The 17,299-nt window shown below is 32.7% G+C and carries 13 protein-coding genes and 1 pseudogene; 4 read left to right on the top strand and 10 right to left on the bottom strand.

Going from position 1 to position 17,299, the window contains the following annotated elements; all coding sequences use genetic code 11:
- Window positions 1-21: 21 nt before the first annotated feature.
- From JMM81_RS07865 to JMM81_RS23025, 7 genes and pseudogenes are all read right to left on the bottom strand, one after another.
- Window positions 22-1,236: a glycosyltransferase family 2 protein gene (locus JMM81_RS07865; RefSeq protein WP_256241008.1), complete on the bottom strand. Its 1,215-nt coding sequence runs from the start codon at window positions 1,234-1,236 to the stop codon at window positions 22-24.
- 73 nt (window positions 1,237-1,309) lie between these two features.
- Entirely contained in the window at window positions 1,310-2,254 is a 945-nt protein-coding gene (locus tag JMM81_RS07860) for a GDP-L-fucose synthase family protein (protein WP_256241007.1), read from the bottom strand.
- Between the two features lie 33 nt (window positions 2,255-2,287).
- Window positions 2,288-3,538 carry a glycosyltransferase family 2 protein gene (locus tag JMM81_RS07855; protein ID WP_256241006.1) on the bottom strand — a complete coding sequence of 417 codons (1,251 nt, stop codon included), beginning with the start codon at window positions 3,536-3,538 and terminating at the stop codon, window positions 2,288-2,290.
- 179 nt (window positions 3,539-3,717) lie between these two features.
- Window positions 3,718-4,458, bottom strand: coding sequence for a sulfotransferase domain-containing protein (locus tag JMM81_RS07850; protein ID WP_256241005.1), 741 nt, complete (start codon window positions 4,456-4,458; stop codon window positions 3,718-3,720).
- Between the two features lie 55 nt (window positions 4,459-4,513).
- Window positions 4,514-5,251, bottom strand: a complete 738-nt coding sequence (locus tag JMM81_RS07845; RefSeq protein WP_256241003.1) for a sulfotransferase family 2 domain-containing protein — start codon at window positions 5,249-5,251, stop codon at window positions 4,514-4,516.
- A 134-nt stretch (window positions 5,252-5,385) separates the two neighbouring features.
- Complete coding sequence (gene gmd, locus JMM81_RS07840; RefSeq protein WP_256241002.1) at window positions 5,386-6,351, bottom strand: GDP-mannose 4,6-dehydratase; 966 nt, start codon at window positions 6,349-6,351, stop codon at window positions 5,386-5,388.
- Between the two features lie 77 nt (window positions 6,352-6,428).
- Window positions 6,429-7,528, bottom strand: a pseudogene (locus JMM81_RS23025) (IS4 family transposase).
- Between the two features lie 424 nt (window positions 7,529-7,952).
- On the opposite strand from JMM81_RS23025, the gene JMM81_RS07820 reads away from it, so the two are divergent.
- Window positions 7,953-9,185 carry a glycosyltransferase family 2 protein gene (locus JMM81_RS07820; protein ID WP_256240998.1) on the top strand — a complete coding sequence of 411 codons (1,233 nt, stop codon included), beginning with the start codon at window positions 7,953-7,955 and terminating at the stop codon, window positions 9,183-9,185.
- 178 nt (window positions 9,186-9,363) lie between these two features.
- Here the strand turns inward: JMM81_RS07820 and JMM81_RS07815 are convergent, their stop codons facing one another.
- A complete protein-coding gene (locus JMM81_RS07815; protein ID WP_256240997.1) occupies window positions 9,364-10,674 on the bottom strand; it encodes a coiled-coil domain-containing protein in 1,311 nt (436 codons plus the stop codon).
- A gap of 51 nt (window positions 10,675-10,725) precedes the next feature.
- Window positions 10,726-11,943 carry a hypothetical protein gene (locus tag JMM81_RS07810; protein ID WP_256240996.1) on the bottom strand — a complete coding sequence of 406 codons (1,218 nt, stop codon included), beginning with the start codon at window positions 11,941-11,943 and terminating at the stop codon, window positions 10,726-10,728.
- A gap of 158 nt (window positions 11,944-12,101) precedes the next feature.
- Here JMM81_RS07810 and JMM81_RS07805 point away from each other — a divergent pair, with 158 nt between their 5' ends.
- The 3 genes from JMM81_RS07805 to JMM81_RS07795 all read left to right on the top strand — a co-directional run bounded on the left by JMM81_RS07805 (window position 12,102) and on the right by JMM81_RS07795 (window position 14,807).
- The gene (locus tag JMM81_RS07805; RefSeq protein WP_256240995.1) at window positions 12,102-13,379 is read left to right on the top strand and encodes a BMQ_0737 family morphogenetic spore coat protein; all 1,278 of its coding nucleotides are present in this window, start codon (window positions 12,102-12,104) and stop codon (window positions 13,377-13,379) included.
- 388 nt (window positions 13,380-13,767) lie between these two features.
- Window positions 13,768-13,920, top strand: a complete 153-nt coding sequence (locus tag JMM81_RS07800) for a hypothetical protein (protein WP_256240994.1) — start codon at window positions 13,768-13,770, stop codon at window positions 13,918-13,920.
- 275 nt (window positions 13,921-14,195) lie between these two features.
- A complete protein-coding gene (locus JMM81_RS07795; RefSeq protein WP_256240993.1) occupies window positions 14,196-14,807 on the top strand; it encodes a class I SAM-dependent methyltransferase in 612 nt (203 codons plus the stop codon).
- A 649-nt stretch (window positions 14,808-15,456) separates the two neighbouring features.
- Here the strand turns inward: JMM81_RS07795 and JMM81_RS07790 are convergent.
- Window positions 15,457-16,848, bottom strand: coding sequence for a sugar phosphate nucleotidyltransferase (locus tag JMM81_RS07790; RefSeq protein WP_256240992.1), 1,392 nt, complete (start codon window positions 16,846-16,848; stop codon window positions 15,457-15,459).
- Window positions 16,849-17,299 lie beyond the last annotated feature (451 nt).

Here is a 17,299-nt window from a genome sequence, read left to right as displayed (position 1 = left end):
GAAGTTAGCAATTTTATATTTTTACCGATAAAAATTTGATTTATTACTAACAAATTTGTCTTTATTCTTTAGAAAATTGTACATATCATATTCAAATTTTGAATAAGGAACAATATTAAAAAGGAGAAATGCAAGTGAACGTTCATCTAATACACCATGATTTTTGGGAATAAGCACATTGTCTGAAATTAATTTAAAGTGTAGTTTTGGCGAGGTAGATTCTAGGTCATTTAGAGAGATTATTTCTTCAAAATTTTCAGCTTTGATCGTTATTTTCGTTAAATACTTTTCATTTATAAAAATAGAAACCTTTTGTTCTTCTAAATAGGGATTCACACCCGCTACAAGATGAATATATTTTACTGGATGTTTCGATGAATTCGTAACTGTAAAATAAAACTTAGGGGAGACCCAATAATCGGAATACCTATCTAAAGAAACAAGTGAAGGCATTGTCGGTATTGCCCCATACTTTTTCCAAAGTTCCATAAAATTGATTAGCTTTGTGTCTGGATAAAAATCGAAATACTTATTAATCCACTGATCTGATATAAATTGAAAATGTTGAAAGCTACTTCTAAATATTTCAAATAAACCATTTGTACGAAACTGCGTATGAGTCTTGTTGTCTGAATGATTCCGATTACATGCTAAATGAGGCAAATCAAGTTTCATAAATTTATAGTCTTTACCCGCTCGCATCCATAATTCATAATCCATACAGTGCTTATACGTCTCATCAAACCCTCCGACATCTACAAGCATCTGTTTCTTCATAAAACATGTTGGTTGAGGAATAAAACATATATGTGGCAACCAAGAATACTTAAATTCTTCACCCTTATAATCACCAAAATATTTGCCGTTTGTATCAATTTGTTTTACCGGACCATACACAGCAGATACATTTGAATTTTGTTGAAAGGCTTCTACAACTCTCTTTATTGTTCCGGGACAATAAAGATCATCAGAATTTAACCACCCTATAATACTTCCATTAGCCATGGAAAGACCTTTATTTAAAGCATTTGTTTGTCCTTGGTCGGGTTCAGAAATCCATTTGATTTTACCCTTATATTGATTTAAGATTTCAACTGTATTGTCAGTTGAAGCGCCATCAATAACAATATATTCAATGAAAGGATAATCTTGTTGAAGTACACTTTCAATTGTCTCTTTGATAAACATACCTTGATTAAAAGACGGAGTAATCACTGTTACAAGCGGTTGATTCATCCCTACCCCCCTTTATCTTACGTTTAGAATTTTTTCCATTTTTTGTGATCAAGCAACCGTTTACCTAACCAAATTAAATGTATTTGTTATAATTCTGTTGATACCAGTGAACTGTACGGTCCAAACCAGTAATTAAATCTGTTTTTGCTTCAAAATTAAATTTCTCTTTAGCTAATTGAGTATCTAGTTTTCTTCTTGGTTGACCATCTGGTTTACTATCGTCCCAAATGATTTCTCCTTTAAAACCTGTTAATTGTTTAGTCAGTTCTGCTAACTCTTTAATTGATATTTCATACCCTGAACCAATGTTTATCGGAGCTGATTCATCGTATTGCTCTGTTGCCAAAATAATCGCTTCTGCTGCATCTTCAACATATATAAATTCTCTTGTTACATTTCCCGTTCCCCATAGTGTAATAGTTGGCTCTTTATGATGAATGGCTTCTACACATTTTCGTATGATGGCAGGTATCACATGAGAGGTTTCTAAATCAAAATTATCATGGGGACCGTACAAATTAACAGGCAACAAAAAAATAGAATTAAATCCGTATTGTTGGCGATAAGCTTGGGACTGAACAAGCATCATTTTTTTGGCTAATCCATATGGAGCGTTTGTTTCTTCAGGATATCCATTCCACAAATCAATTTCCTTAAAGGGAACTTGTGCAAACTTGGGATAAGAACAAATTGTTCCGATTGCTGTAAATTTCCTCACATTGAACAAACGTGATTGTTCCATTAATTGTACACCCATCATTAAATTATCATAAAAAAACTTTCCAGGATTATTTTTATTCGCCCCTATACCTCCTACAACAGCTGCCAAATGAATGATAACCTCAGGACTGTAATCATTCATCATACGTTTAATATCCTTTTCTTTTCTTAAATCAAATTCTTTACTTCTTGGAACAAATATATTTTTATAACCGCGTTTTTTCAATTTTTGTAATACATGTCTCCCTAAAAAACCTGATCCGCCTGTTACTATAATTCTTTTATCGGCTAAATTCATGATTCCATCCCTTCATTTTTATTTTTATATTATTCATTCAAAGGGATCTACCTTTCTATTATTTTGAAGCCATTTCTCAACTAACACTAAATCTTTTTTTAATATCTTCATAAAATTGTATTCTAATTGTGGTAGCGGGATCACTTCATCAACAATAAAACTTAAGGAACGTTTATCGGAACTTAACCCAAGGTCTGAAGGAATAATATGTTTATTGCTAGTAATGTTAACAACACTATCCGCAATATTTGAATAGACTGGTATCTCTAGAGAAAAGTCTCTTGTTGTTATTGAATAGTTTTGCGATTTTTCTCCATTTACTGTTACAGATATGGACAAATTTTTGAAGTTATGATGATTTCTTCCCTTTATTAACAACATGTAAAGAGGATGTTGAGATTCTACTTTAATTAAAATACGAAAATTTGGAGGAACCCATAAATCGTCATAACGATTCATCTTTACAATAAACGGACTGTTTTTAAAAATGGAATGGGATTTAAATCGTTTGATAATCCATAATTTACCTTTTGAATGATTTGTTTTTAAATAATAAGTAAGCCATTTGTTTGATACAGTCCCGTAATGCTTTATACAGGTTTTAAATATTTCTGGTAATCCAATGTCTAACCAATTCTTTACGGATTTTGCCGAAGGATGTTTTCTGGCATTTGCCAAATAATCATCGATAAAACCCATAGTATATTGTTTAGCTATCCTCATCCAAAGATCATAGTCCATACAAAAGTCTAAATTTTCATCAACTCCACCTACTCCATCTAATACATTTTTCTTAATAAATGTAGCAGGTTGGCAAATAGAACAATCTTCAAACAAGCTTTTTTTATCATTATTTGGCTTAACATAATAAGGATATAAAATACTTCCTTTTTCATTAATATAATATCCTCTTCCATATACCATTGCCCACTCAGGATGTGTTTGAAGAGCGTTTACTCCTTTTTTAACTGCTCCAAGTAAATAGGTATCATCAGAATTTAACCACCCAATAATATCTCCTTTAGCCATTTTTAGTCCTTTGTTTATAGCATTCGATTGCCCTTGATCTGGTTCAGAGATAAAACGAAAACGACCCTCTAGAGAAGGTTTATATCTTTCTAGAATTTCTAAAGTACCATCTTTTGAACCACCATCAACTACAATATGTTCAATATTTGGATAATCTTGACTAAGTACACTTTTTATAGTCTCTTCAATAAATTTCGCTTGATTAAAAGAGGGTGTAATTATACTTACTAATGGTAAGTCTCTCTTATTTTCCATTACTTACCTCCTAACTGGAGTTTTATATATATACCGTACTATCCCTACAATAATCTATATAGAGGTACCTTTCTAACAAAACTGGAAAATAACCCCTTTTTATAAAGGATGTTAATCAAAAAAACGATTTCTTTATTCCAAAAACCACCATTTTAATACATCATTTTTCCAACTTTTTATTACCATTCCTTATTGGTTTCATACCCTGCTGTTATTAAATGATTTCCATACTTTTCTTTAAACAACCTTTTAACTTCTTCCGTAAAATAGTTTTTCCAATCACCTTGTATACCTTTTCGACTATGCTTTGTTATATCCTCATCACCAGGATTCCTCCCCGTAATATTACTAAATTGGTTTTTAATAATGATTTCCTTAAGCTGATTTGTAGGGATTGGTAGTTTGAACTCGTGAATTAATAATTTTTCTAATATTTGAACATCTCGCCTTAATAAATCTTCATATTTGATTATTTTTTCACCACTATTAATCCATGAAGCTTGTATATCTTTGGCATGATCTAACATGGCTGAGTTGATCATAAATTTCAGCCCTTCATTTAGACTAAGTGAATTTAGATGATCTCTTACATTTTTCATGTTAGAATTATTTATAACATGACTTATTTTTAGACTAAAATATAATGATATAAAAGTATCTCTTAAATCTCGAATAATAATAAACTTTTTATAATTTGCAGGTAACTTTACACTGTAAAACTGTTGTTTTGTTAAAAATAACGCTGGGTAAATTTTCCCTTGTTGAATTGGATGTTTAAAAAAATGACTATAGTCCCATTCCGGATTCACAATTTTATTTGGAACACACTGTGTTAATATCGCTCTTATCCATTGTGATCCACTTTTTTCATGTGTAATATGGAAAATTGTTGGTAATGAAGAATTTTGGATAGTAGTCATAAAAAGATACCTACTTTCTAAATTTTTTCTTCTATTTATTTTTAAATGCACTGAACTAGTATCGTTTTATATCACCTAAGAATTTATTCATCTCTACCTTTGTTTTATGATCTAGGTTAACTATTTTTTGATTAAGAAGGTATTTTCCAAACTTGTATAATTTCAAATCCAGTTGATTTTTTTGTGTAATTAAGTCAATAACTTCTTTCGAATGTTCGTTAATTGTCGGACGGTTTTTTGTTATATTTTCAGACTTATAATCTATATTTTTCCAACCGAATGATTTCTTCATTAAAAATAACGATTGATCAAACATTTCAGTAATGCCAACTACATCAAAATATTGTTCCAGGTTTTTTTTTGCCACTTCTAGATTTGGGGGAGTGCTACCTGACACGTAAGTCGTTTGCAAATTAGATACCATATGATTAGCCCAAGCTTCTTTTGAAGCAACAAAATCCTCGATACTCATATTTTTTACCATGTTATTTTTTGTGTGATTAGGCCTTTTGATGTAATAATAAGTTGAAAGAACCCGTTCAATCGGATGACGAAGCATTGTTACATAACAAAACGGCTTTTGTATTCGCTTGTGAATACCAAACCGGAAATGTCCGTTTATGCATTTTAAATTAGGATTATTTTTAGCAGCATTGATAAATTTACTGAAATCTCCGCCATAATAATCCATTCTTTCTAGTGAGGTATACTGATTATCTAAAATAGATTTTAAGGTAGATCCTGCTGTTTTCGGTATATGAAGAAATAATACAACTTTTCCATTTTTATCCATTATTTCACCTACATTTTGTTATTTATGATATAGACCCTAAAATGTTGTTATTGCATGAAATTTTAGTGTTTATTTCTAAAGCCAGATGATAGTATAACCATAATTATTGTTCTTAAGTTTCAGTTCCAATCATTTCACATTTCAGCACTTACCTTTTTTAAATCGCTATCAATCATCATTTTTACCAACTCTTCAAAAGAAACTTCTGGTTTCCAGCCAAGTTTTTCTTTGGCTTTTTGAGGGTTCCCTAATAATAGATCCACTTCAGCCGGCCGGATTAGTTTAGGATCTTGAACAACATATTTTTCCCAATCTAGGTCAACATAGTTAAAGGCAACTTCCACAAGCTCCTTTACAGAATGTGTCTCACCTGTTGCAATCACAAAGTCGTTTGGTTCATCCTGTTGAAGCATCATCCACATCGCTTTAACATAATCACCTGCATAACCCCAATCCCTCTTTGCATCAAGATTTCCCAAACGAAGTTCTTTTTGCAGCCCTAATTTGATTCTCGCCACGGCATCTGTTACTTTTCTTGTAACAAATTGTAATCCTCTTCTAGGTGACTCATGGTTAAATAATATCCCCGAACAGGTATACATGTCGTAACTTTCACGGTAGTTAACTGTTATCCAGTGTCCATATACTTTTGCTACAGCGTACGGACTGCGAGGATAAAAAGGCGTCGTTTCTTTTTGAGGGATTTCAACAACTTTACCAAACATTTCGCTACTGGAAGCTTGATAAAAACGAATGTCGGGGTTTGTTAGTTTAATCGCCTCTAACATATTTGTTACACTCAGTGCTGTAGCTTCACCAGTATAAATCGATTGTTCCCATGAGTCTGCAACAAACGATTGAGCAGCTAGATTATAAACTTCATCAGGGCTTGAAATTTTTATTGCCTTCATTAATGAAGGTAAATCCAATAAATCACCAGATATTAGCTCAATCTGATCCAATAAGTGCTTGATATTCCCAACGTTAGGAGTAGCAGTCCTTCTTTTTAGTCCATATACTTTATAGCCCTTGCTTAATAAAAATTCAGCTAAATAAGATCCATCCTGTCCTGTTATGCCAGTAATCAGTGCTGTTTTCATAAAATCATCCCCACTTATTTCTATAGACATTTCTTATGATATGCACATATTAAAACACGCATGTTGATTAACCAAATTTATACAATGCCCACCTGACCTATTTCCCGATGAAATGGTACTATTTCTTTCACGCCAATCTGCCATTCAAGTGGCAGAGCATCACAAATAAGTAGGCGACTAAAGCCTGCGAATGATAGGGGTTTACCATTATTTTTCTTACTTCCTTGAACGTGAAGAAACTTGAGTAAAACAAAGGCAATGAGTGCTGCGAATAGTTGATTGAACACTGCATTTTTCGTTGTTCCAAATAACACGGGCACGTTTAAGTTTTGCTTGATCTAGCGAAAAAATGATTCAATTGCCCAGCGTGATTTATACATGCCGGCAATTTCTTCCGCTGTGATATGCATTAAACTCGTCACGACGCGCATTTCTCTGCCTTCGTGATCTGTAAATTGCACGACAAGATGACGTTTCTTTGTTTGTTTTTGAGTGGTTCCCAGTGTGCAGGTAAAATCAGCGGTCACATTCGAATCCATGGTACGACAGCCTTTGAGCAACTTTTTACGGTTCAATTGGATGTTGTCTTTTAAATAGCGATCGACTTTTTCAATAGAAAAATAGGAACGATCACAAACAAGAATGAAGCGCGCGTCTTCCAAATTTCCACCGACTGGACCATCATGTTTCAGGCCCGTTGTTTCCACGACTTGAAGGGGCATGGCTGTTTCATTCGTGAAACTCACGTGCCATTTAATACCTGAACGTTCGCCATGATAAATCGCCCACGGTAAGCGCGTTTTCCCAACGGTAATTGTTGTGGAATCAACTGAAAGAAGCGTTTTGGGCATCTTTAATGTTCGGCGTGCAGCACGATTTAACTTGCCGACAACGACTTCAAAAATACGCTTTATAATGCCATAATTCAGTGTTTTTAGATGTTTTGAAAGTGATGAATGATCAACCGAAACAAGTCCCATGCTAGACCAACAACATCGGCTGCATGACGTAAACTTTTCCATCTGTTTGTCGCAGCGCCAATTAAATACGAAATGAGCGTTGAAACGGTACATTTGCGTGCCGAATCAACATAGTTGAATTCAGTCAAAATCGCTTGAAGTTCGGCTTCGGAAAGAAAGTTTTGAATGAGTGTAAAAATCGTGTTATGCTTGTTCAAGAGAGATTCCTCATTTCGTAAAATGTTGTTGTGGTGACTACTATTTTACATGAGAATCTCTCTTTTTTATGCAATTTTATTGGTAGAAACTAGATAATCAACAGGCATGATATTAAAATAATGTCAGGGTTTCTTTCTCCCACAAAATATTCTTTTTTACATTAAGCCGTCTGCATGACATGTTTCCTTTGCTTCATAAGTTTTTTCAAAATGTACGATAAAGTTAATCTCTATTATTTGGAATGTAACTACTTTTTTTACATATACAAGTATAAATGGAATTTGATATAGATATATTTTGATTGTTTATGGAAAAAATGTTCTTTTGACTTTAAAGTCTATGCAAAGATAGATATAAAGTTTCTTATAAATTTTTTATATCTCACTTTTTTAGCAAACTTACTTTTACAAATGGAGGATATTGATGGATAATCAAAACGTTCCCTTAGTTAGTGTGATTACCCCCTCGTTTAACCAAGGAAGATTTATTCGGGAAACAATTGAAAGTGTATTAACACAAAGTTATAAGAATTTAGAACATATTGTAATAGATGGAGGGTCAACTGATGGGACTTTACAAATTTTAAAAGAATACGAACAACGGGATCCACGTTTCCGTTTTGTATCTAAACCTGATAATGGGCAATCCCATGCCATCAATAAAGGGTTGAAAATGGCAAAGGGAAAGATCATTGGGTGGCTTAATTCTGATGATACTTATTTACCTAAAGCAGTAAGTCATGCTGTAGAAGCTTTTACTAACCATCCTAATTGGAAAATGGTTTATGGAAATGCATATTATACGAACAAAAATAATGAAAGACTGCGACCATTTATTGCTAAACCTGTTCAATTAAAAGAGTTGTTTAACAGTTGCCCGATTTGTCAGCCTTCGGTATTTATTCAAAAGGAAACTTTAGATGAAATTGGGGGTATAGACGAAAGTTTGGATTTTTGTATGGATTATGATTTATGGATTCGAATTGCGAAAAATGGTTATGAAATGGGAATTTTAAAAGATCATTATCTAGCTAATGCAAGATTTTATCCAGAAAGTAAATCAGGCTCAAAATTTGCCGATGTTGGTTTTCCAGAAATCATTAAAACAAGTAAAAATCATTTCGGTACTGTATCTTCTTCTTGGTTAAATTTATTTTTAAAAGGTTATCGAGAAAAAGGAGTATTTTGGTTCTTAACTTTGTTTAGAACTTCCTCTCTCTTTGGAAATAGTCCCAAAATTACAGAAACTAATCTTGACAAAAACTCATGGGCTTCTTACCACCTTAAAGTATCCATAAATACCTACCCCCAAAAACCTTTGCATGCCATAATTATTAAGGGAAATCTGAAAAAGTTTCATAAATTACCTTGTAATGCCTTCTTGAATGGTCGTGTTATTCAAAAAATAAAATTGAATAGAGGATCTTTTATATTGCAAATACCTGTTTATTCGCATAAGCCTTTAAATTTCTTTGAATTGACTTGTGATACAAACGTTAGTAACCATTCAGGTGCACCACTATATCAAATTACAGATATTCTTCCCTTGACTAAAGACGAATACAACTTTTTTATAGAATTTGAAAAGGGGAATGCAAATGTTAGAAAATGGATAGACCTTGCTTTTAAACAACATCCACCTAATTTAGAAGAGTAGTGTAATTACCGAATATTATAAATTTATATATTTAGATACTTATTACTTATTTTCAAAGAATTACTTCATTTCATAAAATACTTTTTTCTTATGTAAGTTTAATCTAATGAATTATTTTAATCGATAACAAATAAGAACAGCTGCCAATAAAATTGTGGCGGCTGTTCTTACTTTCAAATTAGAGAGTTTTTTCGTGAACGGAAGAGACTGGTAATTTGCTTTTTAACTTTTTAATTTCAACCGTAAGTTCATCGATATGTTCCTCTAAGCGATTGGTCAGTGACACACTTGCTGAAACCTTTTCTCCATATTCATTTATTTGCTCAAGTAAAACTTGTATTTGTTTAAAAAGTTTGTTATTTTCAGTAAGTTGATTAGAGTTTTGGAAAGAGGATGTTGCCATCTCCCTTGATTTATAAGAGATAATCTCTTGTTTCAATTCCTCTATCTTGTCAAACATATCTATTTGGAAGTTTTCTAAAGTCAATTTATCCTCTTTTAATTGTTGCCTTTCGTCTTTAAGCCTTTCATTTATAATTTGAAGATCTTTAATTTCTGTCTCACTTTTCAAGTGTTTATCGCGATATTCTGTAAGCCGTTGCTCGAGAGAATTAATCTGGTTCTGTAACTGTTGAACATGGTTCTGTTTATTCTTCATTTCTTCCTTGTTTGATTGTGCTTCTCTAATTAGTTGTTTATTTTTTTCGGAGAGCAATTGATTGGTATGTTGAAGTTCCTGAATTGTTTTTTCGCTTTGAGTTTGTTTGTCATTCAGAAATAAGAGTTTACTTTCAAGAGAGGCAATATGTTTTTGTAATTGTAGGACCGTTTGTTTCTGTTTTTCAGCTTCTTCTCGATAGATGTTAGATTCTTCCAACCATTTTCTTTTTTCCGCTTCTACCTGTTGAAAGGAGTTTCTTACATTCATCATTTCTCCCTCTAACTTTTCAATATGTTTTTTTTGCTCCTGTATAGTCGAATCCCTATTGCCGATTTCTAATTGCAAACGATGGTGATCTGATTTTATTTGTTCATATTGTTCTTTAAAATCAACAAGGCTATTTTCCGTTTCGAATTTTAACGTTTGAAGTATCTCGATCTCTTTTTCTAACTCAGCCATTTTTATTAATAAATTCTTTTGAATGTTTTCTTGTTCTTTCTGGGCTTCCTCCTGTTTCTTTTTTGTATAGTGTGTTTCTTCAAGCTCGTTTCTAAGCTGTTTTAGCTGTGAATTTTTCTCAACTATCATGTTTTGCAAAGAGCGATTATTTTTGTTCATTTCTTCCATCTGACCCTGATATTTGTTGAGTTCGTTGTGTAATGTACTATTCTCAATTTTCAATTTTTCCAGCTGATTATAATGATAATTCCCCTGATAATCGTTTACCCTTGATCTATATTTGTCTAGCTCGGCCTTTAAATAATAGATTTGCTGCTGGAGAATAACAGGATTTACACTTTCATTTGGAAAAATATTTCTTTTTTTCATAGTAACCTCCAAAATCTCTTTTTAAACTGTTTTTAAATTGTTTGATACTTTTTAAAATGAAAAAGAGATTTGATTATTGGAACGAAATTGCTTTTTCCCTTCTTGAAAATAAACAAATCCTTGGGTAATAATGGACGTTTTTTCTTTTGGCTGATCAATTGTTATTTTAAAATTAAATCCTGTGGTTTCCCCAGGAGAGATTTGAAAAACTTGAATAGGTGTTACCCAATACTCACCATCTGTTTTTACCCTTTTCCTCCAATCCTCGTATACATACTTCCACCCTTTTTCACCACTGTCGCTTTTCATAGCTAATGAAGAAACCATTCTAGGTGGTATAATTTGTCCTTGCAACGATGCGCTTTGTACTGGTGATATTTTGATACATATGACTGGATTTAATAAGACTTCATTCCCAGTATTCTTTATATACAGATTTCCATCAACTAAGTATTCTTTCGATTCACTATCAGATTGAGGTGGGAGGAAAGTGTAATCAAAAAACACTTCTGCATTTATAAAACTGTTTTCTTTTTTTTCTGGATGTTGGGATATCTTTTTTACTGATTCCGAGTTTTTTTCTTTGCTAATTTCTTTTTGTTTTAACTTATTTAGTATAGGCAAATTATCTTGACGAGTCATACTTTTCAACCAATTTTCCATCATGACTTTTGGGAGGTAGGAAATGAAGTTATTTCGTTGACGATTTGTATATCGAAGGATGACCTTAGCTAGGCACATTAAGATTTGATCTTTATATATGTCCAAGTTAGGATTTTGTGGGAGATGACATTTTAAAAATAAGCTTTGACTAGAAACTGTGGAATTATTCCGCTTTTCTTTTAGTTGAAATGAAATATTTTCCTTATTCAATTCCGTTATCAATAAATTTCGTAATCGTTCATCAATACCAGAATGATGTTCGATAAGTAGAAACGTTTTTTTGTCAGCGGCGTTTTCAAAGACATCCAATTTGATTAGCAAATTGGAGCTCGACGTGAATTGATTTACATTTTCAACGACTGTAACAAGCCCATTAACAGAGAGAAATTGTTTTAATGAATGTAAAGCCTCATGACTATGTTGGTTATCGATTGTTGAAAAGAGAGCAATCTGCTCCTGTTTCGAATCAGAGAGATCTAACCTTTTTCCTTCTCTGTCCCAGCTTATTTGAAGTCCTATTTGTTCACAAAATAATCGGAAACTGACAACAGAATGGTATGGAATTACTGCGATTAATTCACCCTCCAAATAAACAGAAATATCCATAAAGTTTCCCCTTTTTATGAGTAGATTTTTTATATGTATATGCAAAAAAACATCGAGTTATTAGTTAAATTTACTAAAATGGGCTGATTGCTTAGAACAATAAAGAAGTTTGAACAATACAATGCTATTGTAAATAAACACTAGGAAGGATGATCAGTTTGAAGCAAATTAGAGGTTCCCAACTAACCCCTAACAATTTGCAGGAAGAATGTATTCGGGTTCCTAAAGTCTATGACTGGGTATTCGATGCGATTACAACGGATACAGGTATTAATTTACCGGAAGAATGTAAAGAGGCCGTTGCTGCTGCTGTAGCTGCAAAAAAAACACCACTGGATGTTACATGTGAATTACCTGAATCACCTGGATTTTTTCCATTAAATCCACCAGATAAAAAGTGTAAAGATTGTGATGATGATAATGATGCTAATGTATCATGTACAGTTTCATCCAGAATTGAAAGAAGAGAAATCCCTGTTGACGGAGTTCTAACAGAATTAGCGATTGTTAAAGTAATTTTTACAATTAGACCATTAGTAACTATTTTTGACTGTGATGGTGACATTATTTGTCAATTCTGTCCAACAATTAGCGAATCTCGTCGGTTAGTTGTCTGTGCACCAGAACCTTTCACAGCAGATAATGTATTTTGTAAAATTATTGATATAAGCTGTGACACAAACTTTATTGAAACTGGTGTACCTGATATTGGTCTTCAAATCATGCTTGATATTTGTTTTGAAGTTCAAGTAGAAGCAGATGTAAAATTAGAAGTTCTAGCTAAATTCTGCTTCCCTCGTCCAAATGATATTGAACTTCCAACAAATGGAGTTTGCCCACCATTTGAGTGGCCTCAACAATGTCCTGATGTCTTCCCTCGTCCAAACTGTGACTGTCAGGCATTTGTTGATACAGACCCTCTATCTCCAGATATAGCACTCTTATTTGGTCTTACTCTGTTTGGTGGTACTGATTTAGCTGCAGGGGCATTTACATCAGAATTAAATGCCGAAATCTGTGACAACTGTACCTTGACTGGTAGTACGGTAGAATGGATTGTAGAAGATCTTGGTATTTTTCCTACACCTGCCCCTACACCAATAGTTGATCAAGGTTTTACATTTAGAGCAACTGAGATTAACCCACCAGAATGTACAGCAATTCCAGGAACAGGAATAACTACAATGTTTGTTACGGGATCTGGTGTCGTGAATTTTGAAGACCCTACTGTAGCTGACCGTAATGTTACCTTTGAATTAACTCTAGTTGAAGCCCCTGGTCCTTTTGATGCTTATGCTATTACTTTATTCGATTTAGCTGGTGCTGAATTAATTGAATTACCTTTAGTAGCTGCAGGAGCTGAATTTGTTCCAGATGAGGATCTAATTGTTCAAGATTGTCTAACATTTGGTGATATTCCGATTACTAGACCTTAAATTTATATACTCGAAAAACTTTTGGAATAACGAGGGGGATTCTCCCCTTTTTTTGCACTTTAATTGTGTTTACCTTATATAAACTGCTTCAATTTTCTAGACCTTGAATATAATTCAATAAATCTTTCTTTATAAAAACTAACATGATTTTTTACTCACACGCCCTAATGAAAGTGGGGGGTATTTTTTTATTTTCTGACCATAACTGATACTACAACAAACAGATAAGTACGTGGTTTTTAATGATGGGTGAACCCTGTCATAAAAACTGTAAGGAATACATTGTTGCACACCACCTTGTTGACAAAGCTTCGCTTTGATCACGTACAGAAAAATGTCAAGGTACAATCTATTCCACTGTTTGTTAGTCAATCAGGGAGGTTATTTGATGGATATTTCATTAAAAAATTGTGCTGGTTTAGATGTTCATCAGAAGGAAATTATTGCTTGTGTGATTCGAGAAGCAACAGATAGAAGTTCTATCACTGAAGTTCGATCTTTTCCAACCATGACAAAAGATTTGTATGAGCTATTAAAGTAGCTTGAGCAATGTGAAGTCACTCATGTCGCTTTAGAAAGTACAGGAATCTATTGGAAACCTATTTTCAACATTATTATTGAATAGTTTTATATGAAGATCCTAAAATAGTCATGAATTTTAAGTTTAAAACATAGAATATTTTCCATAAATGAGATTTTCAGATTAGTTCTACTTTTTTAACTAAAATAATATCTAGTTAACATTCGTATATATACTTAATTAAATTGTATAAACACTTCTAGTTGATTTTACTACAACAGAAAGGTGTGTAATGGATGAAAGAAATATTCACAAATATTCATAAAAAAAATGCGTGGGGGAATTTTCATTCTGTATCCGGTTCAGGTTCATCAATTACACAAACCACGACACTTATCCAGGGTTTACCAAAATTAATAAAACACCTTAAAGTGAAAAAAATGATAGATGCACCATGCGGTGACTTCAATTGGATGAAGGAAATATATGAAAACCTAGAAATATATATTGGCATCGATATAGTAAATGAAATAATCGAAAGAAATAAGAAACAATATTTAGCGGATAACCTACAATTTATTCATTCCGACATTACAAAAGATCCTTTACCAGAAGGGGATTTGATTCTTTGTCGAGACTGTCTTGTACATTTTTCATTTTCAGATATTCGTTTAGCCATAAATAATTTTAAGGCAAGTCGTTCTAGGTATTTATTAACAACTACATTTACTAATCGAAAAAGTAATACCGATATTAAGACGGGGGCTTGGCGTCCTCTTAATCTAGAAATGAAACCGTTTAATTTCCCTAGACCCATCTATGTGATAAATGAAAATTGCACTGAAGGAAACATGCAATATACAGATAAATCATTAGCTTTATGGGATTTAAATACAATTAAATTTTGACCCTTCTAATACTCGCTTCATGCCATATGTATATGATAATCAATTGATAAGGAGGATAACCTTTTATTACTTTTACTTCGTACTCAACTCTATACTAAACCAATACCTCATTCTGTAATTTTTGGCTGTTATTTTCCTTTATACTTCTCTTTTAAGCTCATGTAAACATATGTTTACATTTATAAACATATTGATAAAACTAAAGTAGATGATCGGATTAATGAATTATTCTAAAAATTGAAGGTTAAAATGTTTTATGTCATTCTCATCCACTTTTAAAAGATTATTTTTGATAGCTTATTCACATATTCAGATAATAACTATTTTTTAAACATTTTCTAATTTATGAATACATGCCTGTTGATTATCTAGTTTGTACCAATAAAATTGCATAAAAAAGAGAGATTCTCATGTAAAATAGTAGTCACCACAACAACATTTTACATGAGAATCTCTCTTGAACAAGCATAACACGATTTTTACACTCATTCAAAACATTCGCAGGCTTTAGTCGCCTACTTATTTGTGATGCTCTGCCACTTGAATGGCGGATTGGCGTGAAGGAAATAGTACCATTTCATCGGGAAATAGGTCAGGTGGACATTGTATAATTTTGGTTAATCAACATGTGTGTTATGAATATATTAAATTAATGATCAATACTCTTACAATAATACTCAACTTCTTCCCATGTCATAAATAACCGGACAATGTCCTCTTCAATAAGTTTTGAACCATTTTGTACCTCAATAAACTCTAGATCAGTAATTGCTTTTACTCCGTGCTCTCCACCTGCTGGGATTTGTAGAACGTCACCTGGTTTTACCTTTTTTATGTGTCCGTCTAGTGCAAATAAACCTACTCCACTAATAATAGTCCATACCTCATGACGATAACAATGTTTCTGGTAACTTAAATTTTTACCTTCCATCACAGCAATTCGTTTTGTAAGTACCTCATAGTCATCTCTAAATTTTGTATAATCCAATACTCGATACCATCCCCAACGGCGTTCTTCGTACATTGGGCGGTTTTCATAGTTATTGATTATTTCCTTTACTCGGGAACTCGCTTCTTTATCTGATACAAGAATTCCATCAGGACTTACCGCAACCACTAAATTTGACAAACCTAATACTGATACAGGAATATCTAGTTCATTAATAATATTCACATTTTTACAATCTGAACTCATACATCCATTGCCAACTAGATGTGTACCCATTTCATCTGTTAGTGTATTCCATGTCCCAAGGTCTTTCCACTCCCCTTTATATGGTACAACTACAATATCCTCTGTTTTTTCAACGACCTCATAATCGAAACTAATTTTCGGTAAACTATTATACTTATATATCATTTCATCATAGTTTAATGGAAGTCCATGAAGTTCTAAATGATTTAATATAAATTCGAGTTTAAATGCAAAGACTCCACCATTCCAAAGTGCTCCTATATTAACTAATTCCTGTGCTTCTTTTTTATTAGGCTTTTCTTTAAAATAACGAACGGTCTGATAATCTTGATTCATTTTTTCTCTTTCCGAGCAGTTAGGTACAATATAACCATATTTTTCTGATGGAAAAGTTGGCTGAATACCAACTAATGCAAGGTCACAAGTTGAATGTTTCACTATATACTCCAATGATTTTATATGTTCAAAAAAATCATTTTTTACATAAGGGTCTACTGGCATTACGGTAACAACTTCATCGGGCCTTACTCTTTCTATTGAATATAAATATAAAGAGGATAATAAAATAGCTAGGTAGGTATCACATCGACTTGGTTCAATAATTAAAGGCAAATCAGATCCAAGCTGATTAGTAATTGCATCCACTTGTGATTGATTTGTAGATATAAAAGTTCGATCTGCAAGATGAGCTCTTTGAAGCTGTTGCCAAACTCGCTGAACCATTGAAATGCGTAAATTGGACTCTTTATCAGAAGGGAATACCTTTAAAAACTGTTTTGAACGTGAATCATTTGATAAAGGCCAAAGACGCTGTCCTGAACCACCTGATAATAGAATAACATGCAAAGCTACCACTCCTATATTTGTTTAAATTGCTATTAAAATTTCTTTGAAACAAAAATATCTCAAAATATCTCTCACTCCGTGAAGAAAACAAATATTTTTATAATTGAATTCAAAGAGGCCATGAATCGAGTAAACTAATAATTAAAATATGTAGTAATATTGAGAGAGTGCGGCGATTAGCCCAAATCCCACAAATTTCTTAGGCAACGTTTTTCCAAAAAAGAAGGTTAACAGTTATAAGCGTCAACCTAAACTTCTACCTCCGTTTTAAGTCAGAATTCTTAAAATTATATTTTCTACTTTAAAAGAAGGGTTACTTTGATATAAGACTTTTATATTTAGATTATCCCAACCTATTGCGGGAAGGTATTGAGTTTAACGAACATACTCAGATTTCATACAAATTTAGGGCTTGTTTGTATTGCAAAAATAAAAAAGACTAAACTAATAA

It is taken from the genome of Bacillus sp. V3B (assembly GCF_024494465.1).
Taxonomy (GTDB): domain Bacteria; phylum Bacillota; class Bacilli; order Bacillales; family Cytobacillaceae; genus Bacillus_BD.
Note: the sequence above shows the minus strand (reverse complement) of the source record. Positions and strands in the feature narration are given on the sequence as shown.